This window comes from Streptomyces sp. NPDC052020 (assembly GCF_040680575.1).
Lineage (GTDB): Bacteria > Actinomycetota > Actinomycetes > Streptomycetales > Streptomycetaceae > Streptomyces.
Window position 1 is genome coordinate 89,208 of the sequence record NZ_JBFAWY010000007.1, and the last position, 23,575, is coordinate 112,782.

The 23,575-nt window shown below is 72.7% G+C and carries 22 protein-coding genes and 5 tRNA genes; 20 read left to right on the top strand and 7 right to left on the bottom strand.

From position 1 onward, the window contains the following. Positions 1 to 2 precede the first annotated feature (2 nt). Positions 3 to 3,722 carry a nitrate- and nitrite sensing domain-containing protein gene (locus AB0L74_RS09240; RefSeq protein WP_365647728.1) on the bottom strand — a complete coding sequence of 1,240 codons (3,720 nt, stop codon included), beginning with the start codon at positions 3,720 to 3,722 and terminating at the stop codon, positions 3 to 5. A 603-nt stretch (positions 3,723 to 4,325) separates the two neighbouring features. Here AB0L74_RS09240 and AB0L74_RS09245 point away from each other — a divergent pair. The 10 genes from AB0L74_RS09245 (at position 4,326) to AB0L74_RS09290 (ending at position 9,261) form a co-directional block, all read left to right on the top strand. Further along, the gene (locus AB0L74_RS09245; RefSeq protein WP_365647730.1) at positions 4,326 to 4,514 is read left to right on the top strand and encodes a hypothetical protein; all 189 of its coding nucleotides are present in this window, start codon (positions 4,326 to 4,328) and stop codon (positions 4,512 to 4,514) included. Positions 4,515 to 4,721: 207 nt separating this feature from the next. Next, positions 4,722 to 5,507, top strand: coding sequence for a fumarylacetoacetate hydrolase family protein (locus AB0L74_RS09250; protein WP_365647733.1), 786 nt, complete (start codon positions 4,722 to 4,724; stop codon positions 5,505 to 5,507). Next, a complete protein-coding gene (gene gltX / locus AB0L74_RS09255) occupies positions 5,500 to 6,981 on the top strand; it encodes a glutamate--tRNA ligase (protein ID WP_365647736.1) in 1,482 nt (493 codons plus the stop codon). Before AB0L74_RS09250 ends, gltX begins: the two co-directional genes overlap by 8 nt. Before the next feature lie 182 nt (positions 6,982 to 7,163). Continuing rightward, positions 7,164 to 7,865, top strand: coding sequence for a DUF4241 domain-containing protein (locus AB0L74_RS09260; RefSeq protein ID WP_365647739.1), 702 nt, complete (start codon positions 7,164 to 7,166; stop codon positions 7,863 to 7,865). A 67-nt stretch (positions 7,866 to 7,932) separates the two neighbouring features. Continuing rightward, positions 7,933 to 8,664 (top strand): HAD family hydrolase, encoded by a 732-nt coding sequence (locus tag AB0L74_RS09265; RefSeq protein WP_365647742.1) that lies wholly within the window; start codon positions 7,933 to 7,935, stop codon positions 8,662 to 8,664. Between the two features lie 91 nt (positions 8,665 to 8,755). Beyond that, positions 8,756 to 8,827 (top strand) — tRNA-Gln (locus AB0L74_RS09270). 39 nt (positions 8,828 to 8,866) lie between these two features. Next, a tRNA-Glu gene (locus tag AB0L74_RS09275) sits at positions 8,867 to 8,939 on the top strand. 41 nt (positions 8,940 to 8,980) lie between these two features. Further along, a tRNA-Glu gene (locus AB0L74_RS09280) sits at positions 8,981 to 9,053 on the top strand. Between the two features lie 35 nt (positions 9,054 to 9,088). Continuing rightward, a tRNA-Gln gene (locus AB0L74_RS09285) sits at positions 9,089 to 9,160 on the top strand. A 28-nt stretch (positions 9,161 to 9,188) separates the two neighbouring features. Further along, a tRNA-Glu gene (locus AB0L74_RS09290) sits at positions 9,189 to 9,261 on the top strand. 259 nt (positions 9,262 to 9,520) lie between these two features. Here AB0L74_RS09290 and ndgR read toward each other — a convergent pair. Then, on the bottom strand, positions 9,521 to 10,237 hold the full coding sequence (gene ndgR, locus AB0L74_RS09295) for an IclR family transcriptional regulator NdgR (protein ID WP_023546516.1): 717 nt from the start codon (positions 10,235 to 10,237) through the stop codon (positions 9,521 to 9,523). Between the two features lie 197 nt (positions 10,238 to 10,434). Here ndgR and leuC point away from each other — a divergent pair, with 197 nt between their 5' ends. From leuC to AB0L74_RS09315, 4 genes are all read left to right on the top strand, one after another. After that, on the top strand, positions 10,435 to 11,862 hold the full coding sequence (gene leuC, locus AB0L74_RS09300) for a 3-isopropylmalate dehydratase large subunit (protein ID WP_365647745.1): 1,428 nt from the start codon (positions 10,435 to 10,437) through the stop codon (positions 11,860 to 11,862). A 6-nt stretch (positions 11,863 to 11,868) separates the two neighbouring features. After that, positions 11,869 to 12,462, top strand: a complete 594-nt coding sequence (gene leuD / locus AB0L74_RS09305) for a 3-isopropylmalate dehydratase small subunit (protein ID WP_365647748.1) — start codon at positions 11,869 to 11,871, stop codon at positions 12,460 to 12,462. Positions 12,463 to 12,728: 266 nt separating this feature from the next. Continuing rightward, positions 12,729 to 12,959, top strand: a complete 231-nt coding sequence (locus tag AB0L74_RS09310) for a hypothetical protein (RefSeq protein ID WP_365647751.1) — start codon at positions 12,729 to 12,731, stop codon at positions 12,957 to 12,959. Positions 12,960 to 13,095: 136 nt separating this feature from the next. After that, positions 13,096 to 13,749, top strand: a complete 654-nt coding sequence (locus tag AB0L74_RS09315; protein WP_365647754.1) for an HU family DNA-binding protein — start codon at positions 13,096 to 13,098, stop codon at positions 13,747 to 13,749. A gap of 94 nt (positions 13,750 to 13,843) precedes the next feature. On the opposite strand, the gene AB0L74_RS09320 is transcribed toward AB0L74_RS09315, so the two are convergent. Together AB0L74_RS09320 and cofC are read right to left on the bottom strand one after the other, a co-directional pair. Then, positions 13,844 to 14,047: a hypothetical protein gene (locus tag AB0L74_RS09320; protein WP_365647757.1), complete on the bottom strand. Its 204-nt coding sequence runs from the start codon at positions 14,045 to 14,047 to the stop codon at positions 13,844 to 13,846. 9 nt (positions 14,048 to 14,056) lie between these two features. After that, positions 14,057 to 14,707, bottom strand: a complete 651-nt coding sequence (gene cofC / locus AB0L74_RS09325) for a 2-phospho-L-lactate guanylyltransferase (RefSeq protein ID WP_365647759.1) — start codon at positions 14,705 to 14,707, stop codon at positions 14,057 to 14,059. Between the two features lie 156 nt (positions 14,708 to 14,863). On the opposite strand from cofC, the gene AB0L74_RS09330 reads away from it, so the two are divergent. The 3 genes from AB0L74_RS09330 (at position 14,864) to AB0L74_RS09340 (ending at position 17,872) form a co-directional block, all read left to right on the top strand. Further along, complete coding sequence (locus AB0L74_RS09330; protein ID WP_365647762.1) at positions 14,864 to 15,637, top strand: lysophospholipid acyltransferase family protein; 774 nt, start codon at positions 14,864 to 14,866, stop codon at positions 15,635 to 15,637. Then, on the top strand, positions 15,634 to 16,644 hold the full coding sequence (locus tag AB0L74_RS09335; RefSeq protein WP_365647765.1) for an NAD(P)H-dependent glycerol-3-phosphate dehydrogenase: 1,011 nt from the start codon (positions 15,634 to 15,636) through the stop codon (positions 16,642 to 16,644). The genes AB0L74_RS09330 and AB0L74_RS09335 overlap by 4 nt, the downstream gene beginning before the upstream one ends. A gap of 70 nt (positions 16,645 to 16,714) precedes the next feature. Next, positions 16,715 to 17,872 carry a D-alanine--D-alanine ligase family protein gene (locus tag AB0L74_RS09340; protein ID WP_365647768.1) on the top strand — a complete coding sequence of 386 codons (1,158 nt, stop codon included), beginning with the start codon at positions 16,715 to 16,717 and terminating at the stop codon, positions 17,870 to 17,872. Positions 17,873 to 17,896: 24 nt separating this feature from the next. Here the strand turns inward: AB0L74_RS09340 and AB0L74_RS09345 are convergent, their stop codons facing one another. Further along, positions 17,897 to 18,388, bottom strand: a complete 492-nt coding sequence (locus AB0L74_RS09345; protein WP_365647771.1) for a DUF3515 domain-containing protein — start codon at positions 18,386 to 18,388, stop codon at positions 17,897 to 17,899. A gap of 21 nt (positions 18,389 to 18,409) precedes the next feature. Next, positions 18,410 to 18,643, bottom strand: a complete 234-nt coding sequence (locus AB0L74_RS09350; protein WP_037625030.1) for an Lrp/AsnC ligand binding domain-containing protein — start codon at positions 18,641 to 18,643, stop codon at positions 18,410 to 18,412. Positions 18,644 to 18,969: 326 nt separating this feature from the next. Here AB0L74_RS09350 and AB0L74_RS09355 point away from each other — a divergent pair, with 326 nt between their 5' ends. Continuing rightward, entirely contained in the window at positions 18,970 to 19,938 is a 969-nt protein-coding gene (locus AB0L74_RS09355; RefSeq protein WP_365647774.1) for a thiamine-phosphate kinase, read from the top strand. After that, entirely contained in the window at positions 19,935 to 20,741 is an 807-nt protein-coding gene (gene thiD / locus AB0L74_RS09360) for a bifunctional hydroxymethylpyrimidine kinase/phosphomethylpyrimidine kinase (RefSeq protein WP_365647777.1), read from the top strand. The genes AB0L74_RS09355 and thiD overlap by 4 nt, the downstream gene beginning before the upstream one ends. 420 nt (positions 20,742 to 21,161) lie before the next feature. Here the strand turns inward: thiD and rpmB are convergent, their stop codons facing one another. Further along, positions 21,162 to 21,347, bottom strand: a complete 186-nt coding sequence (rpmB, locus tag AB0L74_RS09365) for a 50S ribosomal protein L28 (RefSeq protein ID WP_003993230.1) — start codon at positions 21,345 to 21,347, stop codon at positions 21,162 to 21,164. Positions 21,348 to 21,616: 269 nt separating this feature from the next. On the opposite strand from rpmB, the gene AB0L74_RS09370 reads away from it, so the two are divergent. Beyond that, positions 21,617 to 23,479: a DAK2 domain-containing protein gene (locus AB0L74_RS09370; protein WP_365647780.1), complete on the top strand. Its 1,863-nt coding sequence runs from the start codon at positions 21,617 to 21,619 to the stop codon at positions 23,477 to 23,479. The last annotated feature ends 96 nt before the right edge of the window (positions 23,480 to 23,575 follow it).

The window sequence follows — 23,575 nt, forward strand, 5'->3', positions numbered from 1 at the left end:
AACTAACGCTCCTGCTGGTGAGTGGGCCGCGGGTGACTGCCGGTCTGGGCAGCCCCCGCCTGTCGGCCCTGTGCGATACCCCGACGGAGATTGGTCAGCCGGCCGCGCACGTCGTCGGGCGCGCGCGAGACCTGCGGACCGCTCTGGTGCGGCTGCTGCTGAGCCGTGCCGGGCACGAGGTTGGCCCGGGGCACCCGGCGCGGCAGGCCGGAGGTGGTGACACCGCCCGCGGCCGGCTGCCGCACCCGCTCGGCCTGCCGGACGAGTTCGTCGTTCGGCGAGCTGCGCCAGGTGGCGGAGGCGGCAGGCTGCGCGGGGGAGGGGGCCTGCGGCCGCTGCGGCTCGGAAGCCGCCGGGCCGCTCTCCTGCTGCCGCTGCTCACCGCGGAACCAGTTGGTCTCCAGTGTGTCGTACAGCGGTGTACGCCCGTCGCCGGGACCCGGGGCCGGGGGCAGTGCCTCGGGCTCCTGGCGGACGGGGCGCGCCTGCGGGGCGTCGAAGCCGGACTCCGCGCGCCCGCCGTCGGCCTGGGGCCGCTCGAACCGGCCCGTGGCCGCGGACGGATCCGGGCGCTCCGGCAGAGCGTGCCGGCCCGTGGACCCGTTGTCGTACGCCTGCGGCGCGGCGAACCGGCCCGCGGACGACGGGTCGTTCTGCCCGGCGGGCGTGCCGAAGACGTCCGGGCGGACGAACTGGCCGTCGTTCCGCGCGTCGGCGGCACCGCTCCGGCCGAACAGGTCGGCGGGCGCCTCCGGCCGGGGGAACGCGCCGGTGTTCCGCGCGTCGGCGGCACCGGGAGCCGGGGCACCGAAGTCGGGGCGGGCGGACTCGGCGGTGGCGCCGGGACCCTGGCGGTCGCCGGTGCCCGGGAACGCCGGGATCTCCGCGGTGGCGCCGGGGCCCTGGCGGTCGTCGACGCGCGGCATACGGGCCGTGGCGGAGACGTCCGGCTCCTCGTGGCCGCGCGGGGTGTCCAGCGAGGCGCGCGGCACCGGCGGCTGGGCGTTGCCGTCGCTCCAGCTGGGCACGCGGGGCTGCGGGGTGCCGCCGGGCAGCTCGGGCCGCGGGCCACCGCGGGCCGGAAGCTGCGGACGGGGGCCCCGCTCGGCGTCGTTGCCGCCCTTGCCGCGCCGCGGCGAGGGGGCCGCGCCCGGCCGGGGCTGCTCCGGGCCGGCGGAGGGGCCGTGGCCGCCGAAGGCGTCGGGGCGCTGCGGCGCGTGCAGGCCCGCGGCCTGGAGACCCTGCGGGGCGCCCGGGGCCTGACCGGCACCGGCACCCGGCCCGGCGGGAGCCGGACGGCCCTGCTGCGGGGCGGCCGGACCCTGCGGGCCCCGCGGCGCTCCGGGCTGACCCGGACGTCCGCCGTCACGCGGGGGCAGCGCGGCACGCGCGCCCGGGCCGGCACCGAGCCGGCCGCCGCCCGGGCCTCCGGCTCCGGGACCACCGGCCCCGCGAGCGCCGCCCGGGCCGGCCGCCGCCCGCCGGGCCGCCGCGGCACCCGCCGCGGCCTGCGCGGCGGCCGGACCGCCGCCGGTGCCCGGCTGGCCCTGCTTGGGCTGGGGCTTCTTGCCGCCCTGGGCGACGTCGACGGGCAGCATGACCAGCGCGGTCGTACCACCGGAGTCGGACGGGCGCAGCTGGATGCGGATGCCGTGCCGCTGCGACAGCCGGCCGACCACGAACAGACCCATGCGGCGGGAGACGGAGACGTCCACCGTCGGGGGCGAGGCGAGCCGCTCGTTGATCGCCGCCAGGTCTTCCGGCGACAGGCCGATACCGGTGTCGTGGATCTCGATCAGGACCCGGCCGTCGGGCAGCGCGTGACCGGTGACCTTGACCTTGGTCTGCGGCGAGGAGAACGACGTGGCGTTCTCCAGCAGCTCGGCGAGCAGGTGCACGAGGTCGTTGACGACCCGGCCGGCGACCTCGGTGGCCGGCACGGAGGACAGCTCGATGCGCTCGTACTGCTCCACCTCGGACGCGGCGGCGCGCAGCACGTCGACCAGCGGGACCGGGCGGGTCCACCGGCGGCCCGGCTCCTCACCGGCGAGGACGAGGAGGTTCTCGCCGTTACGGCGCATACGCGTCGCGAGGTGGTCCAGCTTGAACAGCGAGGAGAGCTGGTCCGGGTCGGCCTCGCGGGACTCCAGCTCGGAGATGAGCGACAGCTGGCGCTGGATCAGACCCTGGGAGCGGCGCGAGAGGTTGGTGAACATCGCGTTGACGTTGCCCCGCAGCAGGGCCTGCTCGGCGGCGAGGCGAACCGCCTCGCGGTGCACGTCGTCGAAGGCCGCGGCCACCCGGCCGATCTCGTCCCGGGAGTGCAGGCCGACCGACTCCACGGAGGTGTCCACGTCCTGCGGGTCGGACTCCGACAGCTGCTTGACCAGCTCGGGCAGGCGGTCCTGGGCGACCCGGGTGGCGGTGTCCTCCAGCCGGCGCAGCGAGCGGATCATGCTGCGGGCCATGACGAAGGCGCCGACCAGCGACACACCGAGCACGAGCAGGATCAGCGCACCGGAGATGATCGCCTCGCGCTCCGACTCGCTGCGCAGCTCACGCGCCTTCTGCTCCATGTCCTCCAGCAGCGTGTGCTCGATGTTCTTCATCTGCTGGATCTTGGTGGAGCTGTCGTCCAGCCAGTCCTGGTAGGACCGCTTCTCGATCTCCTCGATGGCGCCGTCGGTGCCCAGCACGCGGCCCGCGTACTTGTCGGTGGCCTCGATGGTCGGGTTGCCCTGGTCGATGGGCTTGAGGAGTTCCTCGGCCCCGTCGCCGTAGATGCTGGTGAAGCTGCGCAGCTCCGAGCGCTGGCTCTGGAGGGCGGCCTCGGCGTAGAGCCGGTCGTTCTCGGAGAGGTCACCGGCCTTGGTGTTGGTGGCGGGCAGCGCCGCGGCGATGACCGCGCGCTGCACGGAGGCGTACTCCTTGGCGGTCGAGAAGGCCGCCAGCGCGCGCGTGCGCTGGATCATCTCCGGGTTGCTGGTGGCCTCCGCCATGTCCTGCGAGAGGTCGAGCAGGTGGGAGATCAGGCGGTGGTAGGCGTCGACGGTCCGGGTCGAGTTCTCCCTGGACTCGTAGGCGGTGCTGCGGATCTTGTTGAGGTCGTTCAGGTCGCTCGCGAGACCGACGAGGCTGTCGCGGACGCCGTGGAGGGTGCCGTCCTTGCTGGCGCTGTCGATCTCCTCGGAGCTCTCGAGGAAGTTCTTCAGGGCACGGTCGGTCTTCTCCCGGTCGCCCTTGATGGAGATCGCGCTGGCCTTGGAGCCGTGCGCCAGCGGACCGGCGGACTGGTCGCGCTCCTCCTGGAGCGCGGCGGCCAGTTCGGTGGCCTGCTTGGTCATGTCCGTCAGCAGCTTCATGTTGTCGAGCTGCTGCATGTCGTCCAGGGACTGGCTGATGCGCATCGCGCCGAGCGAGGTGGCCGCGACCACCGGGAGCGCGAGCAGGGAGACCAGGCGCGTGGAGATACGCCAGTTGCGCAGGGCCACGCGCGAGCCGGGGCCCACCGGGCCCTTGGGCTGCTTGGCCGCCGGAGCCGGGCCCGTCTGCCCGGAGGGAGCCGGCGCGCCGTGACGTCCGGGGCGCTCGCCGCCGTCGCCGGCGGGCGTGCCCTGGTTCCGGGCGTGCTGGGGCGAGGAGCTGACGGCCATGGGGCCAGTCCCGCCGTGCGGCTCCGGCTCCGCCGAAGCGCTGCCATCCCTCTTGAAACGTCCCTGCACTAGCGTCGCAACCTCTGGACCAGGCGCCCTGCCGCACGAACGGCAGGACACGGTGTCGGCGTCATAGGGGCGCCCTGAACTACGCCCCCGTGGTGGTCGTGAGTGACCGGCGCTGGTTCCCCCTTCTCGCCCGCCGCTCGGCGCTTGTCTGCGCTCCCTGTGCGTCGGCTCGATCCTGCGGCGGTCCGTGGAATTCCAGCACAGTGCCGGATCTCCAACAAGGCCCGTGAGGCACGCCGTGACGTACGTGACAGGTGGTGAGGGATGAGTCACCACGCGTAGAAAGTGATCTTCCATAAATCGGGCATATGCGCTCGATTCGCCCAAGCTTGAGAGGTGTCCCAGTCGCCATGATCAGGAGCGGAATGAGGGCTTCGGGGGTCCAATGTCCGTTTCGTTGCGGTGGGATGTGAGCCTGGATTGACCGATTTGCCCCTGGTTAAGTGAGCAAACTCACATACCGATCGTGAGACCACTCTGCCTTGTGCGGGAATCGCATGTTTAGCCTGACGCTTTACAGAGATGGCAAAACCGACAACCCGCGCTCGCGCGGGGGTCCCCGGACCCTCCCGGCGCCCGGACACGACAGGGTCTCGTACAACCGTGAAGACGACGATGATGTTCCACAAGATCGCCAACCCGCGGCGCACGACGCTGGCGCACCTGAAGGACGCCGACGAACTGCGGACGCCGGAGCGTCCGGAGCACCGCGTCGAGCTCCCCGCCCAGACCGCCAACCCCAGGCGGACCGTGCTGAACGAGGTCCCGGTCACGGCCGCGGCGGCAGAGTAGTACGCGGCGGACCGCGCGCAGGACCCCCGGCCGCCGGCCTCCCGCCGGCGGCCGGACGCGTGTCCGGACCCGGTCCGCGCCGGGCATCCGGCAGCCGCGAGGCCCGACCGCGCGAGGCACCCGCCCGGAATGCGCGAGGCACCCGGCTCCCGCCGCGTTAGCCTGGAGCGTCAGACTCCAGCCAGCAGTCAAGGGGCCAAGCAACCCGTGCGCATCGCCAGGTTCTCCATCGACGGGAACGTCGCCTTCGGCGCGGTCGAGGGCGACCAGCCGGACGAGCTCGTCCTCGACATCATCAAGGGCATCCCGTTCGCGGACTTCGAGCTCTCCGGCACCAAGGTGCCCGTGAGCAAGGTACGCCTGCTGCCGCCGGTGCTCCCCAACAAGGTCGTGGCCTTCGGCCGCAACTACGCCGAGCACGCGCGGGAACTGGGCAACGAGGTGCCCGACGCCCCGTTCGCCTTCTTCAAGCCGTCGACCTCCGTCATCGGCCCCGGCGACGAGATCCAGTACCCCTCCTTCTCGCGGGAACTCCACCACGAGGCCGAGCTCGCCGTCGTCATCGGCCGCATGTGCCGCGAGGTGCCGCGCGAGCGCGTCCAGGACGTGATCCTCGGCTACACCTGCGCGATCGACGTCACCGCCCGCGATGTGCAAAAGCGCGAGAAGCAGTGGGCCCGGGCCAAGGGCTTCGACACCTCCTGCCCGCTCGGCCCCTGGGTGGAGACCGGCCTGGACCTCGCCGCAGCGTCCGACCTGACCATCCAGCTCACGGTCAACGGGCAGCAGCGCCAGCTCGGCCGCACCAGCGAGATGATCCACCCGATCGCGGACCTGATCGTGAACATCTCCGAGGCGATGACGCTGCTCCCCGGCGACGTGATCCTCACCGGCACCCCCGCGGGCGTCGGACCCCTCAGTGTCGGCGACGAGGTCGCCGTCACCATCGAAGGCATCGGCACTCTCACCAACAAGGTTGTCAAGCGTGGCTAGCGCACCCGGCTCCGTACGCGTCCGTTTCTGTCCCTCGCCCACCGGTAACCCCCACGTGGGCCTGGTCCGCACCGCCCTGTTCAACTGGGCGTTCGCCAAGCACCACGGCGGCACCCTGGTCTTCCGCATCGAGGACACCGACGCGGCCCGCGACTCCGAGGAGTCGTACCACCAGCTCCTGGACTCGATGCGCTGGCTCGGCTTCGACTGGGACGAGGGCCCCGAGGTCGGCGGCCCGCACGCGCCCTACCGCCAGTCGCAGCGCATGGACCTCTACCAGGAGGTGGCCCGGAAGCTGCTGGACGGCGGGTACGCCTACCACTGCTACTGCTCCCAGGAGGAGCTGGACACCCGCCGCGAGGCCGCCCGCGCGGCCGGCCGGCCGTCCGGCTACGACGGCCACTGCCGCGAGCTGAGCGCCGCACAGGTCGAGGAGTACAAGGCGCAGGGCCGCGAGCCGATCGTCCGCTTCCGGATGCCCGACGAGACGATCACCTTCACGGACCTGGTCCGCGGCGAGCTGACCTTCACCCCGGAGAACGTCCCGGACTACGGCATCGTCCGCGCCAACGGCGCCCCCCTCTACACGCTCGTCAACCCGGTCGACGACGCGCTGATGGAGATCACCCACGTCCTGCGCGGCGAGGACCTGCTCTCCTCCACCCCGCGCCAGATCGCCCTGTACAAGGCGCTGATCGAGCTGGGCATCGCCCAGCGCGTCCCCGAGTTCGGCCACCTGCCGTACGTGATGGGCGAGGGCAACAAGAAGCTCTCCAAGCGCGACCCGCAGTCGTCGCTGAACCTCTACCGCGAGCGCGGCTTCCTGCCCGAGGGCCTGCTCAACTACCTCTCCCTGCTCGGCTGGTCCCTCTCGGCCGACCAGGACGTCTTCACGATCGACGAGATGGTCGCGGCCTTCGACGTCAAGGACGTCAACCCCAACCCGGCCCGCTTCGACCTCAAGAAGTGCGAGGCGATCAACGGCGACCACATCCGCATGCTGGAGGCGAAGGACTTCGCCGAGCGCTGCCGCCCGTGGCTGAAGGCCCCCTTCGCCCCCTGGGCGCCGGAGGACTTCGACGAGGCCAAGTGGCAGGCGATCGCCCCGCACGCGCAGACCCGCCTGAAGGTCCTCTCCGAGATCACCGACAACGTCGACTTCCTGTTCCTGCCGGAGCCGGCCTGGGACGAGGCGTCCTGGACCAAGGCGATGAAGGAGGGCTCGGACGCGCTCCTGCGCACGGCCCGGGAGAAGCTGGAGGCGGCCGACTGGACGTCCCCGGAGTCCCTGAAGGAGGCCGTCCTGGCCGCCGGCGAGGCCCACGGCCTCAAGCTCGGCAAGGCCCAGGCCCCGGTCCGCGTCGCCGTCACCGGCCGCACGGTCGGCCTGCCGCTCTTCGAGTCGCTGGAGATCCTCGGCAAGGAGAAGTCGCTGGCCCGTATCGACGCGGCGCTGGCGAAGCTCGCCGCGTAACGGGGCGCCACGCGCGCGTGAGGGGCGGCACCCGGCTCGTACGGGTGCCGCCCCTCGGCCGTACCGGCGCCCCGGGGCCGCTGTCGGTGCCGGGCGCTACTGTTCCGGCACGCGGCGTTCCGGCGCCGCCCGCAGGCCCGCGACCGCGCCGGCCGCGGCCCCCACCCCGGAAAGGCGCCTCCATGCCGATGTCCGCCCCCGACTACACCTGGCTGTTCACGCCCGGGAGCACGTTCACGTACGAGTCCGGAACCACGGGCGTGATCCATGTCGCACCCGGGGGCGAGCTCTGGCTGCCCACCGGGCGGGTCGTGGCCTGCGACCCCTTCGTCTGCCTCGGCCAGGGCGAGACGGAGCCCTTCACGGCCGCCGTCGAGCCCGGCCGCTACCGCGTCGAGGCGGCCGTAGCGACCCTCACCCAGCCCGGCGAGCCCCCCTCCGACGAGCCCCACCTGCGGGTGGCCGCCGCCCGCCTGGTCATCCGCGACGAACCCGCCGCCGCCTGGGAACTCGCCCTGCTCCCCGGCCAGGACCCGGCCGAACTCGGCGACGGCGAGTTCTACGGCTACGGCGTCGACGCCGGCACCGGCTGCTTCTACGACGCGGCGGCCGAGGAGTCCTTCCCCGAGTGCGAGGGCGACGAGGGACCCCTGTGGGACGCCTTCGAGAACAGCGACTGGGCGCCCGGCCCCCACCTGATCACCGCCCCGGAGACGGGGCACGCCGTCGCCGCGTTCACCTCCGGCTGGGGCGACGGCGCCTATCCGACCTGGATAGGCCGCACCGCGGCCGGCGAGATCACCTGCTTCGTCACGGACTTCTTCGTCGCTCCGGACCCCTCCGAGTCCGCCGGGCCCCAGGCCCCCGCCGCGGCCACCGCCTGATCCGTCCGCCCGCCGGTCGCGGCTGATTCCCGCCCGGACCCGCCCGCCCGGCGCTACCGTCGGAACCATGGCGATCAGAGCCGTCGTCTGGGACGTCGACGACACCCTCTTCGACTACACCACCGCCGACCGCGAGGGCATGCGCGCCCATCTCGTGGCCGAGGGCCTGCTCGACGGGTACGGATCCGCCGAGCGGGCCCTGGCGCGCTGGCGGGAGATCACCGAGGTCCAGTGGGCGCGGTTCGCGGCCGGCGAGGTCGACTTCGTCACACAGCGCCGCGACCGCACCCGGGTCTTCCTCGGCCGCGACCTGACCGACGCCGAGGCCGACGACTGGTTCGAGCGCTACCTGGCGCACTACGAGGCCGCCTGGGCCCTCTTCCCCGACGTCCTGCCCGTCCTCGACGCCCTCGCCGCCAGCCACCGCCACGCGGTGCTGTCCAACTCCAGCCTCACCGTCCAGGACCACAAGCTGCGCGTGCTCGGCGTCCGGAACCGTTTCGAGGCCATTTTGTGCGCCGCCGAGCTGGGCGTCTGCAAGCCCGAGGCCGGTGCCTTCCTGGCCGCCTGCGACGCCCTCGGCCTCGCCCCGCACGAGGTCGCCTACGTCGGCGACCATCCGGAGATCGACGGCCGCGGCGCCGCCGACGCCGGGCTGCTGTCGGTGTGGATCGACCGCGGCGGCTCCTGTGCGACGGCCGTGCCGCCCGCCGGTCCGCGGCGTATCGCCACCCTCGCCGAACTGCCCGCCCTCCTCGGTCCGGATACTCGTTTTGGAGCCCCGTCCACCTTCGGGTAATGTTCTTTCTGCGCCGCGGGGAGCGGGCCGAAAGGCCGGAGCCCCGAAGCGCGAAACTAGAACAAAATCCCCTCCGGGGCTTGCGTTCCAGTGGCCTATGGTGTAATTGGCAGCACGACTGATTCTGGTTCAGTTAGTCTTGGTTCGAGTCCAGGTAGGCCAGCTCGCAGAGCTCATCTGCACCCGCGGATCTCATCCGCAAGCCCCCGTTGTGTAGCGGCCTAGCACGCTGCCCTCTCAAGGCAGTAGCGCCGGTTCGAATCCGGTCGGGGGTACTGGTTCCGGTCAGATCATGGATCATGTCGGAATCGCTAGGGCCCCCGTTGTGTAGCGGCCTAGCACGCCGCCCTCTCAAGGCGGTAGCGCCGGTTCGAATCCGGTCGGGGGTACTGAAGGTGAACGACCCTAGTGGTCTAAACCACCTTGGTCTATGGTGTAATTGGCAGCACGACTGATTCTGGTTCAGTTAGTCTTGGTTCGAGTCCAGGTAGACCAGCTCGGACCTGCGGAAACGCAGAGTCCACGCCCCCGTTGTGTAGCGGCCTAGCACGCCGCCCTCTCAAGGCGGTAGCGCCGGTTCGAATCCGGTCGGGGGTACACAGAGGATGGCCCTCCGCTTCGGCGGGGGGCCATCGGCGTTTCAGCGCGCACCCGGTGCCGGTCCGTCTCGGGCGTCAGCCACGTCCCCCCAACTCCCTGCACGGAGCCGTCGATTCGATCAGGGCGTTCAGAGTGATCAGAGCGATCCAGGTGATGAGGCTGATCAGGGCGATAAGGCTGATCGGGTGCGGTCGGATGCCGGGGAGGGCCTGCCGCGGCGTTGAGGCCGGCCCTCCCGGTGGGCGGTCCGCGGGGATCAGCCGGAGCGGCGCAGCGCCTCGGAGAGGCGGGCGGCGGCGTCGATGACCGCCTGGGCGTGCATCCGGCCCGGGTGGCGGGTCAGTCGCTCGATGGGCCCGGAGACCGAGACGGCGGCCACCACGCGGTTGGAGGGGCCGCGCACGGGCGCGGAGACGGACGCCACGCCCGGCTCCCGCTCGCCGATCGACTGGGCCCAGCCCCGGCGCCGCACACCCGACAGGGCGGTCGCCGTGAAGCGGGCGCCCTGCAAGCCCCGGTGCAGGCGCTCCGGCTCCTCCCAGGCGAGCAGGATCTGCGCCGAGGAACCGGCCTTCATCGTGAGGGTGGAACCGACCGGGACCGTGTCCCTGAGGCCCGACAGGCGCTCCGCCGCGGCGACGCAGATGCGCATGTCGCCCTGGCGGCGATAGAGCTGCGCGCTCTCGCCCGTCACGTCCCTGAGGTGCGTGAGCACCGGGCCGGCGGTCGCCAGGAGGCGGTCCTCGCCCGCCGCCGCGGCCAGCTCGGCCAGGCGCGGGCCGAGGATGAAGCGGCCCTGCATGTCGCGGGCCACCATGCGGTGGTGTTCCAGGGCCACGGCCAGGCGGTGGGCCGTGGGTCGTGCCAGTCCGGTCGCTCCGACCAGACCCGCGAGGGTGGCCGGACCGGACTCCAGAGCGCTCAGGACGAGTGCCGCCTTGTCCAGAACGCCGACGCCGCTACTGTTGTCCATGCAACGATACTTGCGTCTCACTCTGTGAAACGCAAGTTCAATTTTCCGTGGAACACGCCACCCTGGATGTCACGAAGGCACAGCGGCCCGTGGACGTGCGGGCCTGACGGCGGATGCCCGGAAAACAGGGGTGCGGGCAGCGCCTCCTCAAGATCTCTAGTTGGGTCGGCGCACGTTCGCCGGCCGGAGGGAAAGCGATGGGTAGGACACTCGCGGAGAAGGTCTGGGACGACCATGTCGTCCGGCGCGCCGAAGGCGAGCCCGACCTCCTCTACATCGATCTGCACCTGCTGCACGAGGTGACCAGCCCGCAGGCCTTCGACGGCCTCCGCAAGAGCGGCCGGACGGTGCGCCGCCTCGACCTCACCATCGCCACCGAGGACCACAACACCCCGACCCTCGACATCGACAAGCCCATCGCCGACCCGGTCTCGCGGGCCCAGCTGGAGACGCTGCGCAAGAACTGCGCCGAGTTCGGCGTCCGGCTGCACCCGCTGGGCGACGTCGAGCAGGGCGTCGTCCACGTCGTCGGTCCGCAGCTGGGCCTGACCCAGCCCGGCACCACCGTGGTCTGCGGCGACTCGCACACCTCCACGCACGGCGCCTTCGGCGCGCTGGCGTTCGGCATCGGCACCTCGCAGGTCGAGCACGTGCTGGCCACCCAGACGCTGCCGATGGCCCGCCCCAAGACCATGGCGATCACGGTCAACGGCGAGCTGCCCGACGGCGTCACCGCCAAGGACCTCATCCTGGCGATCATCGCCAAGATCGGTACCGGCGGCGGTCAGGGCTACATCCTGGAGTACCGCGGCGAGGCCATCGAGAAGCTCTCGATGGAGGCCCGGATGACCATCTGCAACATGTCGATCGAGGCCGGCGCCCGCGCGGGCATGATCGCCCCCGACGAGACCACGTTCGCCTACCTCAAGGGCCGCCCGCACGCCCCCGAGGGCGCGGACTGGGACGCGGCGGTGGAGTACTGGAAGACGCTGCGCACCGACGACGACGCCGAGTTCGACGCCGAGGTGGTCATCGAGGCCGCCGAGCTGTCGCCGTTCGTCACCTGGGGCACCAACCCGGGCCAGGGCGCGCCGCTTTCCGCGGCCGTCCCCGACCCGGCCTCGTACGAAGACGCTTCGGAGCGCCTCGCCGCCGAAAAGGCCCTGGAGTACATGGGGTTGGAGGCCGGGCAGCCGCTGCGCTCCATCAAGGTGGACACCGTCTTCGTAGGCTCCTGCACCAACGGCCGCATCGAGGACCTGCGCGCCGCCGCCGGCATCCTCAAGGGCCGCAAAGTCGCCGACGGCGTACGGATGCTGGTCGTCCCGGGCTCCGCGCGGGTCGGTCTCCAGGCCGTCTCCGAGGGCCTGGACGTGGTCTTCAAGGAGGCCGGCGCCGAGTGGCGGCACGCGGGCTGCTCGATGTGCCTGGGCATGAACCCCGACCAGCTCGCCCCCGGTGAGCGCTCCGCGTCCACCTCCAACCGCAACTTCGAGGGGCGGCAGGGCAAGGGCGGCCGTACCCACCTGGTGTCGCCGCAGGTCGCCGCCGCGACGGCGGTCCTGGGCCACCTGGCCTCCCCGGCCGACCTGTCCGCCGACGCCCCCACGCCCGCTGGAGTCTGATCAGCCATGGAAGCCTTCACCACCCACACCGGCCGGGCCGTCCCGCTGCGCCGCAGCAACGTCGACACCGACCAGATCATCCCCGCCCACTGGCTCAAGAAGGTCACGCGCGACGGGTTCGAGGACGGGCTGTTCGAGGCCTGGCGCAAGGACCCCGAGTTCGTGCTCAACCGCCCCGAGCGGCAGGGCGCCACGGTCCTGGTCGCCGGCCCCGACTTCGGTACCGGCTCCTCCCGTGAGCACGCCGTCTGGGCGCTCCAGAACTACGGCTTCAAGACCGTGATCTCCTCCCGCTTCGCCGACATCTTCCGCGGCAACTCGCTGAAGAACGGCCTGCTCACCGTCGTCCTCGACCAGGAGATCGTGGACGCGCTGTGGGAGCTGACCGAAGCCGACCCCACCGCCGAGGTCACCGTCGACCTGGTCGGGCGCGAGGTGCGGGCCGAGGGCATCACCGCCTCCTTCGAGCTGGACGAGAACTCCCGCTGGCGGCTGCTGAACGGCCTCGACGACATCTCGATCACCCTGCGGAACGAAGCGGACATCGCCGCGTACGAGGAGAAGCGCCCGGCGTACAAGCCCCGAACGCTCCAGGTCTGATCCCCGGCCGAGCGCAAGGTCGACTTTCGGCCACGCCGACACCCCCGCTGTACCCCCGATCGGTCCGATCGGGGGTACAGCCATGTCTGGGCCCGGACGGCCTCGCGCGCCGTCGCCGGCACCGTCAACGCCCCACGTTAAAGCGGGTGTTACCGGGGTACGAGAGGCGGGTGACCGAGGCTTCGGCGAACGCCCGGAAGGCCGCCAGGGGCGGCAGTTGCCCCCCTGCGCAGGCGACAACTCGCCCCAGATGGCACAATCTGTGCATGGAACACGACGGCCAACTCGAGCTCTATACGGCGGTCGCGGTCCAGCTCAAAGAAGCGCACGCCAGGGTGCGCGCACTGCAAGTCCCGGAGGGCGTACGGGTGGCGCTGACCCGGAAGCTGCTGGTCATTACGGCCGCGGCCAAACATGATCTCGCCGGTGCGGCAAGGCGCCTGGAGCGGTTCAGCGCGGACCTCGACGCGGGGCGATTCCCCGAAGAGGAACGCTGAACAGGCCGGGACAGTCGAGTCGGTTGCGGCACAAGGGTGATAAGCCCGTTTCGTGTTTGATTTGCGGTATATATCTGCCTAACGTGCGAAAAAGCTGGAACACTTTCGTTCCGGCGATGTCTCCGAAGGGGAAGACGTGAACAAGGCGCAGCTCGTAGAAGCGATTGCCGACAAGATGGGCGGCCGCCAGCAGGCTGCCGATGCCGTCGACGCGGTACTGGACGCCATCGTCCGTGCGGTGGTCGCGGGTGACCGGGTCTCGGTCACCGGCTTCGGTTCCTTCGAGAAGGTCGACCGCCCGGCCCGCTACGCCCGTAACCCCCAGACGGGCGAGCGGGTTCGGGTCAAGAAGACCTCCGTTCCCCGTTTCCGCGCGGGTCAGGGCTTCAAGGACCTGGTCAGCGGCTCGAAGAAGCTCCCGAAGAACGACATCGCGGTCAAGAAGGCCCCCAAGGGCAGCCTCTCCGGCCCCCCGCCCACCATCTCCAAGGCCGCGGGCAAGAAGGCCGCCGCCAAGAAGACCACGGGCGCGGCCAAGAAGACGACGGCCAAGAAGACCACCGCCGCGGCGAAGAAGACCACGGGCGCGGCGAAGAAGACCACCGCCGCCGCGAAGCAGACCGCCGCCAAGAAGGCCCCCGCCACCAAGGCCGCCGCCAAGACCACCGCGGCGAAGAAGACCGCCGCCAAGAAGGCTCCGGCGAAGAAGGCGACGGCCACGAAGGCCCCCGCCAAGAAGTCGACCGCGCGCAAGACCACCGCCAAGAAGACCACCGCCCGCAAGAAGTAGCGGACGGCAGGGGACCAGGGCACTCACGCGCCGGGCCGGACTCCCTCACGGAGTCCGGCCCGCGGCCTGTCCGGAGCCCCTCGGGGCCCGGGGATCAGAACGTGTGCAGGGTCACCAGCGTGATCCGGCGCCCCTCGCCCTCGCCCTCGGTCTCGATGCGCACCCGCTGGCCGGGGCGCAGCAGCCGCAGGCCCCCCGCGTCGAACGCCGCCGCGTCGAAGGGGACGGGCGTGCCGTCGTCGAGCAGCACCTGCCCGCTGCGGCTGTCCGGGTCGTACGTGTATGCGGTCGCCTGCATGACGGCAGCCTACTGCCCCGGTACGGGGTCCCGCCCGGCCAGCAGCGCCGCCGCCGCGGCGGTGTGCGGGCCCACGCCCAGTGCCAGCGCCGCCCGCAGATCGTCACCGGTGTCGACGTCCTGCCGTACGGAATCCACCGCGTCCAGCCGGAGTTCCGCCGCGCCGGACGCGCGGTGGCGGGCCCGGGAATCCGGGCCGAAAGCGGGCCGCAATGCCTGGCCCGGGGCGGCGGCCAGCACGGTCGTGCCGATTGCGGCGGCATCGGCGAGAAAAGAGCGCGGGAATTGTGCGGCCTCCCCGAGAACACGCGCCAATTCCGCGGGGCGCAGCGCCGGGAGATCGGCGTTGAGCGTGGCCACCGGGCGCCCGGGACGCGCGGACCGCACGACCGTCGCCGCGTGGGCCAGGGCGGCGTTCAGGCCCCCGCGGGGTTCGTCGCGGACGATGGCGGCGCCCAGCGCGGCCAGTTCCCGGCCGGCCCGCGGATCGTCCGTGACGACTGCCACATCCGCCACCGCCGGGCAGGCCAGCGCCGCCGTCACCGTGTCCAGCGCGAAGGCGAGCGCGAGCCCCGGCCGCACCCCGTCGTCCGCGGTGTCCGACAGCCTGCTCTTGGCCCGGGCCAGGGGCTTCACGGGTACGACCAAGGTCCACTGCACGAGCGTTCCGTCCCTCTCTTGTCGTGACCATTGTCCCCCCGGGGACCCGGCCGTGTCCGGGGCGGGGCGTACGGTGTTCTCGACAGACCGGCGGCCCGGGGCGACACTTGTGCGGCTCCCCTGGCCCCGTTCCAGGCCCTAGAGGAAGGTGTCCGCGTGCCCCGCCGGAGAATCGGCTTCTGGTACCGCTTCGCCGCGGTGATCTGCAAACCGCCGCTGGTGGTTCTGCTCAAGCGGGACTGGCGCGGAATGGAGCACATTCCGGCCGAGGGTGGATTTATCACGGTCGTGAACCACAATTCGCACATCGACCCCTTCGCGTATGCGCATTTCCAGTACAACACCGGACGAGTGCCGCGATTTCTGGCGAAGAGCGGTCTTTTCAAGAAGGGATTCGTCGGCGCCGCGATGCGCGGCACCGGGCAGATCCCCGTCTACCGGGAGAGCACGGACGCGCTGAGCGCCTTCCGCGCCGCGATCGACGCCGTGGAGCGCGGCGAGTGCGTCGCCTTCTACCCCGAGGGCACCCTGACCCGCGACCCGGACGGCTGGCCCATGACGGGCAAGACCGGTGCCGCGCGCGTCGCCCTGCAGACCCGCTGCCCGGTGATCCCCGTCGCCCAGTGGGGCTGCAACGAAGTGCTGCCGCCGTACGCGAAGAAGCCGGACCTGTTCCCGCGCAAGACCCACCGTGTGCTCGCGGGCCCGCCGGTGGACCTGTCCCGCTTCTACGGCAAGGAGATGACCGCCGACGTCCTGAAGGAGGCGACGGAGGTCATCATGGCCGCCATCACCCGCCAGCTGGAGGAGGTCCGCGGCGAGAAGGCGCCCGACACCCCCTACGACCCGCGCCGCGAGCGGATCGAGCAGCGGCGCCGGACGCAGGCGCAGAAGCGGGGGCGCAGGCAGGCGGAAGGGCAGGGCACGTGAGGGAACCCGTCAAGGCGGCCGTCTTCGGCACCGGATCGTGGGGGACCGCCTTCGGCATGGTCCTCGCCGACGCCGGCTGCGAGGTCACCCTGTGGGGGCGCCGCGCCCGACTCGCCGAGGCCGTCAACTCCACCCGCGCCAACCCCGACTACCTGCCCGGCGTGGAACTGCCCGAGAACGTGCGGGCCACCACCGACGCCGCCGAGGCCGCGCGGGACGCCGACTTCACCGTCCTCGCGGTCCCCTCCCAGACCCTGCGCGGCAACCTCGCCGCCTGGGCGCCGCTGCTGGCGCCCGGCACCGTGCTGGTGTCGCTGATGAAGGGCATCGAACTCGGCTCCGCGATGCGGATGAGCGAGGTCATCGAGGACGTCGCCGCGGTCGGCCGGGACCGGATCGCCGTGGTCTCCGGGCCCAACCTCGCCCGGGAGATCGCCGCCCGCAGGCCGGCCGCCTCCGTGGTCGCCTGCACCGACGAGGCCGTCGCCCGGCGGCTCCAGACCGCCTGCCACACGCCGTACTTCCGCCCGTACACCAACACCGACGTCGTCGGCTGCGAACTCGGCGGCGCGGTCAAGAACGTGATCGGGCTGGCCGTCGGCATCGCGGACGGCATGGGCCTCGGCGACAACGCCAAGGGCTCGCTGATCACCCGCGGCCTCGCCGAGACCACCCGCCTCGGGGTCGCGCTGGGCGCCGATCCGCTCACCTTCTCCGGACTGGCGGGCCTGGGCGACCTGGTGGCGACCTGCTCCTCGCCGCTGTCCCGCAACCACACCTTCGGCACCAACCTCGGCAAGGGCATGACCCTCCAGGAGACCATCGCGGTCACCAGGCAGACCGCCGAGGGCGTCAAGTCCTGCCAGTCGGTGCTGGATCTGGCCCGGCGCCACGGCGTCGACATGCCGATCACCGAGACGGTCGTCGGCATCGTGCACGAGGGCAAGCCGCCGGTGGTCGCGCTGGAGGAGCTGATGTCGCGCAGCGCGAAGCCGGAACGACGCTGAGCGACGGCCGCGCCACGCGGCCCCGCCGACGCTGTGCCGTGACCCTACGGGCGGGTACCCTCATCGCGATATGAGCACCGAGAACCTCCCCCAGAGCCCCGGGCGGCCGACGCGGAAACCGCGCGTGGCCGTCGTGTTCGGCGGGCGCAGCTCCGAGCACGGGATCTCCGCGGTCACCGCCGGCGCCGTCCTGAAGGCCATCGACCGGACCAAGTACGACGTCCTGCCGATCGGCATCACCCGGGAGGGCCGCTGGGCGCTCACCGCCGACGAGCCCGAGCGCATGGCGATCACCGAGCGGCGCACGCCCAGCGTCGAGGACCTCACCGAGTCGGCCGAGGGCAGCGTGGTGCTCTCCGTCGACCCCGGCAGCCGCGAGGTCGTCTACAGCGAGCCCGGCTCGGTGCCCAAGGCCCTCGGCGAGGTCGACGTGGTCTTCCCGGTGCTGCACGGCCCCTACGGCGAGGACGGCACCCTCCAGGGCCTGCTGGAGCTGGCCGGTGTGCCGTACGTGGGCTCCGGTGTGCTCGCCTCGGCCGTCGGCCAGGACAAGGAGTACATGAAGCGGGTGTTCACCTCCTTCGGGCTCAGGGTGGGCCCGTACGTGGTGATCCGGCCGCGCGAGTGGCAGCGGGACGCCTCCGCCGCCCGCAAGAGGATCGTCGACTTCGCCGGCGAGCACGGCTGGCCGCTGTTCGTGAAGCCCGCGCGCGCCGGCTCGTCGATCGGCATCACCAAGGTCGACGACCTGTCCGGACTCGACGAGGCGATCGAGGAGGCCCGGCGGCACGACCCGAAGATCCTCGTGGAGGCGGCCCTGCGCGGACGTGAGATCGAGTGCGGGGTGCTGGAGTTCGAGGACGGCCCGCGGGCCTCCGTACCCGCCGAGATCCCGCCGCCCGAGACGCACGCGTACTACGACTTCGAGGCCAAGTACATCGACTCCACGCCCGGCGTGGTGCCCGCGCCGCTGACGCCCGAGGAGACGGCCGAGGTGCGGCGGCTGGCGGTGGAGGCGTTCGAGGCGGCCTCCTGCGAGGGGCTGGTGCGCGCGGACTTCTTCCTCACCGAGGACGGGGAGTTCGTGATCAACGAGATCAACACCATGCCCGGCTTCACGCCGATCTCCATGTACCCGCAGATGTGGCAGGCCAGCGGCGTCGGCTATCCGGAGCTGGTGGACCGGCTGGTGCAGGCGGCGCTGCGCCGCTCCACGGGGCTGCGCTGAGGAGCGTCCCGGCCGGGTGACCGATCAGTCGGCGATCCCCTCGGGGATCGCCTTCTTCACGGCCGGGGCCAGGTCGACCAGCGGGGCCAGGCCGTCCCGCGCGCGCTCCTCGGGGATCGTCACCTCGACATAGGCCCTGCGCAGTGCGGTGGTGAACCGGAACGATCCGTCCCCGCGCTTGTGCAGCAGCCATCCGACGCCGTCCACCTCCACTCCGTCGGCCTGCGGATCGCTCATCGCGGCGGGCCGCGGCACACCGCAGCGCAGTATGATCACCGGGTTTCCCCAGCCCGCCGTCAGGGCGGACGGGGGCTCCGGGTCCTCACGGCTCAGACCGTCCGCCTTCGAGGGCAGTTCCTTGTCCAGGTTCCGGCACAGTCGCGTCGCGTCCGCGCCGGGGCTGGGAACCGCCGCCGAGACGCTGCCGTCCGCCCCGGAGCAGCCCGCCGCGGCGAGGAGCAGGGCGAGCGCGGGCGGTGCGAGGACGAAGCGGTGCCGGTGGGAGAAGGAGTTCACCCGGCACAGGGTAGACGGGGGCTACAGATGGACGACCGGGCAGGTCAGGGTACGGGTGATGCCGTCCACCTGCTGGACCTTGGCGACCACCATGCGGCCCAGCTCGTCGACCGTGTCGGCCTGGGCGCGCACGATGACGTCGTAGGGCCCGGTCACGTCTTCCGCCTGGATCACCCCAGGGATCTTGCCGATCGTCTCGGCGACGGTCGACGCCTTGCCGACCTCGGTCTGGATCAGGATGTACGCCTGTACCACGGAACCTCCAGGGCGGCCACGAGGATCATGTGGGGGAAAGGAACGTTACGGTATCGCGTCGCCGCTCGTCACGGGGAGACCCGGGGGGTGCGGGGCTGGCGTGGCGGGGCAGGGGGAGGATACGAGTCGACGGACCGGGCGGCCCTCGCGGCGGTCCCGCCGGCCGTCGCGGCGGTGGCCGCGGCCGTGCCGCCGGCCGGTGCACGGGCCCTCGCACGGACCGTCGCTCCGGACGGTACGCCGGCCGGTACTTCGACCGTAACGAGGACAGAGATGACGCGCGACCGGGCACGGACAGGGACAGGGACAGAAGGGGAGCAAGGGCGATGAAGGGCACTGTTGGTGAGCTCGGGGAGTTCGGGCTCATCAGGGAGCTCACCTCCCGTCTCACCACGACCCCGGCGGTCCGTATCGGCCCCGGTGACGACGGAGCGGTGGTCGCCGCACCCGACCGCCGGGTCGTGGCCAGCACCGACATCCTGGTGGAGGGCCGGCACTTCCGCCGTGACTGGTCCACCGCCTACGACGTGGGCCGCAAGGCGGCGGCGCAGAACCTCGCCGACATCGCCGCCATGGGCGCCGTGCCCACCGCCCTGCTGCTCGGCCTGGTGGTGCCGGCCGACCTGCCGGTGACCTGGCCGACCGAACTGATGGACGGGCTGCGCGACGAGTGCCAGGTCGCCGGAGCCGCCGTCGTGGGCGGCGACGTGGTGCGCGGCGACACCATCACCGTGTCCATCACCGCCCTCGGTGATCTGCGCGGCCAGGAGCCGGTGACGCGGGGCGGCGCGCAGCCCGGCGATCTCGTCGCGGTGACCGGCTGGCTGGGCTGGTCCGCGGCCGGGTACGCCGTGCTCTCCCGCGGTTTCCGCTCGCCGCGCGCCTTCGTGGAGGCCCACCGCCGCCCGGAGCCGCCGTACCACGCGGGCCCGGCCGCCGCCGGGCTCGGCGCCACCGCGATGTGCGACGTCAGCGACGGGCTGATCGCCGACCTCGGGCACATCGCCGAGGCGAGCAAGGTGCGCATCGACATCCGCTCCGGGCAGATCGACATCCCCACTCAGATGAACGACATCGGGCAGGCCGTCGGCGTCGACCCGATGCAGTGGGTGCTGACCGGGGGAGAGGACCACGCGATCGTGGCGACCTTCCCGCCGGACGTGAAGCTGCCCGCCCGCTGGAAGGTCATCGGCGAGGTCCTCAACCCCTCGGCGCTGCCCCAGGTGACCGTCGACGGGGCACCCTGGACCAGCACGGGCGGCTGGGACCACTTCGGAGAGGACATCGAGTCATGAGCGCGTTGCCGAGGGTGCTGACGGTCGCGGGGTCCGACTCCGGCGGCGGCGCCGGCATCCAGGCCGACCTGAAGACGATGCTCGCGCTCGGCGTGCACGGGATGAGCGTGGTCACCGCGGTGACCGCGCAGAACTCCGTCGGTGTGCAGGGCGCCTGGGAGCTGCCCGTGGAGGCGGTGCGGGCGCAGTACCGCAGCGTCGTCGGCGACATCGGCGTCCAGGCCGTCAAGACGGGCATGCTCGCCTCGGCGGAACTGGTCGAGACGGTCGCCGAGTTGATCGCCGGCACGGACGCGCCCGCGGTCGTCGACCCGGTGGGCGTCTCCAAGCACGGCGACGCGCTGCTGGCCGTCTCCGCGCTGGACTCCGTACGCACCAAGCTGCTGCCGGCGGCCACCGTGGCCACCCCGAACCTGGACGAGGTCGCGCAACTGACCGGTGTCCGGGTCGAGTCCGAGCCCGACCTGCGCCGGGCCGCCGCGGCCGTACTGGAGTACGGGCCGCGCTGGGTGCTGATCAAGGGCGGTCACCTGCCCGGGGAGGCCGTGGACCTGCTCACGGACGGCTCCGAGGAGCACTGGCTGCGGGCGCCCCGCCACGACAACCGGCACACGCACGGCACGGGCTGCACCCTCGCCTCGGCGATCGCCTCCGAGCTGGCCAAGGGGCGGTCCGTACCGGAGGCGGTGACGACGGCCAAGGAGTACGTGACCGGGGCGATCGCCGCCGGGTTCCCGCTCGGCGCGGGCATCGGGCCGGTGGACCACGGGTGGATGACCAGGCCGGGTGGCCCCGCGGCCTGACGCCGGTGCGGGCCTGTTCCGCCTCGGCCGCCCGTGCGGTCCTCCGCTCGGCGGGGGCGCGGCGCGGGCGGCGGCGGCCGCCGTTCCGGTACGGGCCGCGGACCGCCGCCGGGCGCCGGGTCCGCCTCCATCCGGCCCCGCGCGGCGGCCGGCCGCGGCTCCGTGAGCCGTGTCACCCCCGGGTGCGTGCCCGGCAGGACGGCCGGGGCCGGGCCGGGCCGTGCCACCGGGTGAGCGCCTCGCGGAGCGGGGCGGCGTCGCTGGCTTCCGGCAGCCGCGGACGGCCGCGGGCATGGTTGTGCGCGGGTAGCGGTCCCGGCGGCCCGCACGGCGGTTTCCGGGCATGCAAAAAGCCGGCCCACGTTGGTGGACCGGCTCAGTGCAAGCGAACCAGCAGTGGCCGCGCGCTCTTGCTGAGCGTCAGCGCGAGACCTTGCCGGCCTTGATGCACGAGGTGCAAGCGTTCACGCGCTTCGGCGTCCCGCCGACCACGGTACGCACACGCTGGATGTTCGGGTTCCAGCGACGGGACGTACGGCGGTGCGAGTGCGAGATGTTGTTGCCGAAGCCCGGCCCCTTGCCGCAGACGTCGCAGTTGGCAGCCACGGGTCACTCCAAAGACTTCAGATGCACTTACGGTTAATCCCGGCATGCCGGGATCGAGATCTTAGGCTCTTGCGAGCGTTCCGAGATCTGAGTGGCGCTGCCAGGGGAACTAGCCCGATCGGATCGGGCAACCGGAGCAGCATACAACGGCTGCTCCCGTACAACGAAACTACCATGGCAGCTCAGGGGCGGGGCCCCGGCCCCGTTCCGGTGGGCGGCGCCCCGGGGTCTACGCTGCGTGCCACGTCCAGCAGCTCAGGGAGGCGCAGGTGGCGCAGGTGCCGCAGAGATTCTTCGACGCTCTGGCGGTGCGCTCCTGGTGCGGTCTGGCGCTGCGTGCCCTGGGGCGGGCGCGCGAGGAGATCGACGCGATCAACGTCTATCCCGTCGCGGACGGGGACACCGGGACAAACCTGTATCTGACCGTCGAGTCGGCCGCCGCCGCGCTGGAGGCGGTCTTCGCCGCGCACGAGGCGGGCGGCGGCCGCGGCGACGCCCCCGGTATCGGTGGGGCCGAGGCGTGCGGTGCGGGCCCCGGCGGCTCGGGCACGCCGGCCGGCCCGTCGCTGGCCGACGCGGCGCGGGCCATGGCCCACGGTGCGCTGATCGGCGCGCGCGGCAACTCGGGGACGATCCTGGCGCAGCTGCTGCGCGGCATGGCGCAGGTGTTCGCAGGCCGGGGCGAGGACGCTCACGCGGACGGGACCGACCTGCGGCTCGCCCTGCGGCACGCGGCCGACTCCGCCCGCCGGGCCGTGGCCCACCCGGTCGAGGGCACCATCCTGTCGGTCGCCTCCGCCGCCGCGGACGCGGCCGACGGGGCGGAGGGCGACTGCGGCGCCGTGGCCCGCGCGGCCTACGAGGGCGCCCGCGCGGCGCTGGCCGCGACCCCCGGCCAGCTTCCGGTGCTGCGCCGCGCCGGAGTGGTCGACGCCGGCGGGCGCGGGCTCGTGTCGGTGCTCGCCGCGCTGGTGGAGGCGGTGACGGGCGAGGCGCCGGGGGCCGAGGCGGCCCCGTTCCGTCCGGCCGCCCCGCTCGGCGGCGCCCACGCGCGCGCGGGGGGCGTTCCGCCCGCAGGCGCTCACGCGCGCGGGGCGGCCGCTCCGCTCGAAGACGCCCGCGCGTGCGCGGCGCAGGCCGACCCGGACGGCTCCGCCGACGCCCCCGGGGCGAGCGGCCTTCCCGGCGTTTGCGATCTTCCCGCCGCCGGTCCGGCCTTCGAGGTGGTCTACCTCCTGGAGGCCGGCGACGACGCCGTCGCGCGGCTGCGGGAGCGGCTCGACGCTCTCGGGGACTCCCTCGTGGTGGTCGGCGGAGACGGGCTGTGGAACGTCCACGTGCACGTCGACGACGCCGGTGCCGCCGTCGAGGCGGGCGTGGAGGCCGGGCGGCCGTACCGCATCCGGATCACCCACTTCGGGCAGGGCGACGCGCACACCGCGGGCGCCGGGCAGCCGCCCCCCGAGCGGGCCCAGCGCGCCGTGGTCGCCGTGGTGCCGGGCGAGGGGCTGGCCGGGCTGTACTCCGAGGCCGGGGCCACCCCCGTGCTGGCTCACCCCGGGGAGCCGCCGGCGAGCGGGGAGCTGGTGGAGGCGGTACGGCGGGCCCACGCGCGCGAGGTCGTGCTGCTCCCCAACGACGCCGAGCTGCGGCACACCGCCGCCGCGGCGGCCGAGCAGGCCCGCGCGGCGGGCGTCCGCGTGGCCCTCATCCCGACCCGTTCCGCGGTCCAGGGCATCGCGGCGCTCGCCGTGCACGAGCCAGGGCGGCGCTTCGACGAGGACGTGGTGGCGATGACCTCGGCGGCCGGCGCCACCCGCTACGCCGAGGTCACCGTCGCCGAACGCGAGGCCTGGACCACGGCCGGCATCTGCCAGGCCGGGGACGTCCTCGGCCTGATCGACGGCGATGTCGCCGTGATCGGGTCGGACGTCACCGCCACCGCCCGGACCGTCCTCGACCGCATGCTCGCCGCCGGGGGCGAACTGGTCACCCTGGTCCTGGGCGACGAGGCCCCCGAGGCCGTCGCCGGACACCTCGAAGCCCGGGTCCGGGAGGCGTACCTGGCCGTCGACACGGTGGTGTACCGGGGCGGCCGGCAGGGATCTCTGCTGCTCATCGGGGTCGAGTAGGCGCCGGTCTCCGCGGCGCGTTCGCAGGGAGTCCGGCGTGCGCCCCGTGCGGCCCGGGGGATGCCGCCGAGGCGTGCGGCGGCGCCGGATTCCGCG

Bases quoted from the DNA above. Each gene is read 5' to 3' on its own strand.
- AB0L74_RS09260 (WP_365647739.1), top strand. From the start codon at position 7,164: ATGCCGATGTCCGCCCCCGACTACACCTGGCTGTTCACGCCCGGGAGC.
- AB0L74_RS09265 (WP_365647742.1), top strand. From the start codon at position 7,933: ATGGCGATCAGAGCCGTCGTCTGGGACGTCGACGACACCCTCTTCGAC.
- ndgR (WP_023546516.1), bottom strand. From the start codon at position 10,237: ATGGACAACAGTAGCGGCGTCGGCGTTCTGGACAAGGCGGCACTCGTC.
- leuC (WP_365647745.1), top strand. From the start codon at position 10,435: ATGGGTAGGACACTCGCGGAGAAGGTCTGGGACGACCATGTCGTCCGG.
- leuD (WP_365647748.1), top strand. From the start codon at position 11,869: ATGGAAGCCTTCACCACCCACACCGGCCGGGCCGTCCCGCTGCGCCGC.
- AB0L74_RS09310 (WP_365647751.1), top strand. From the start codon at position 12,729: ATGGAACACGACGGCCAACTCGAGCTCTATACGGCGGTCGCGGTCCAG.
- AB0L74_RS09320 (WP_365647757.1), bottom strand. From the start codon at position 14,047: ATGCAGGCGACCGCATACACGTACGACCCGGACAGCCGCAGCGGGCAG.
- AB0L74_RS09340 (WP_365647768.1), top strand. From the start codon at position 16,715: ATGAGCACCGAGAACCTCCCCCAGAGCCCCGGGCGGCCGACGCGGAAA.
- AB0L74_RS09355 (WP_365647774.1), top strand. From the start codon at position 18,970: ATGAAGGGCACTGTTGGTGAGCTCGGGGAGTTCGGGCTCATCAGGGAG.
- thiD (WP_365647777.1), top strand. From the start codon at position 19,935: ATGAGCGCGTTGCCGAGGGTGCTGACGGTCGCGGGGTCCGACTCCGGC.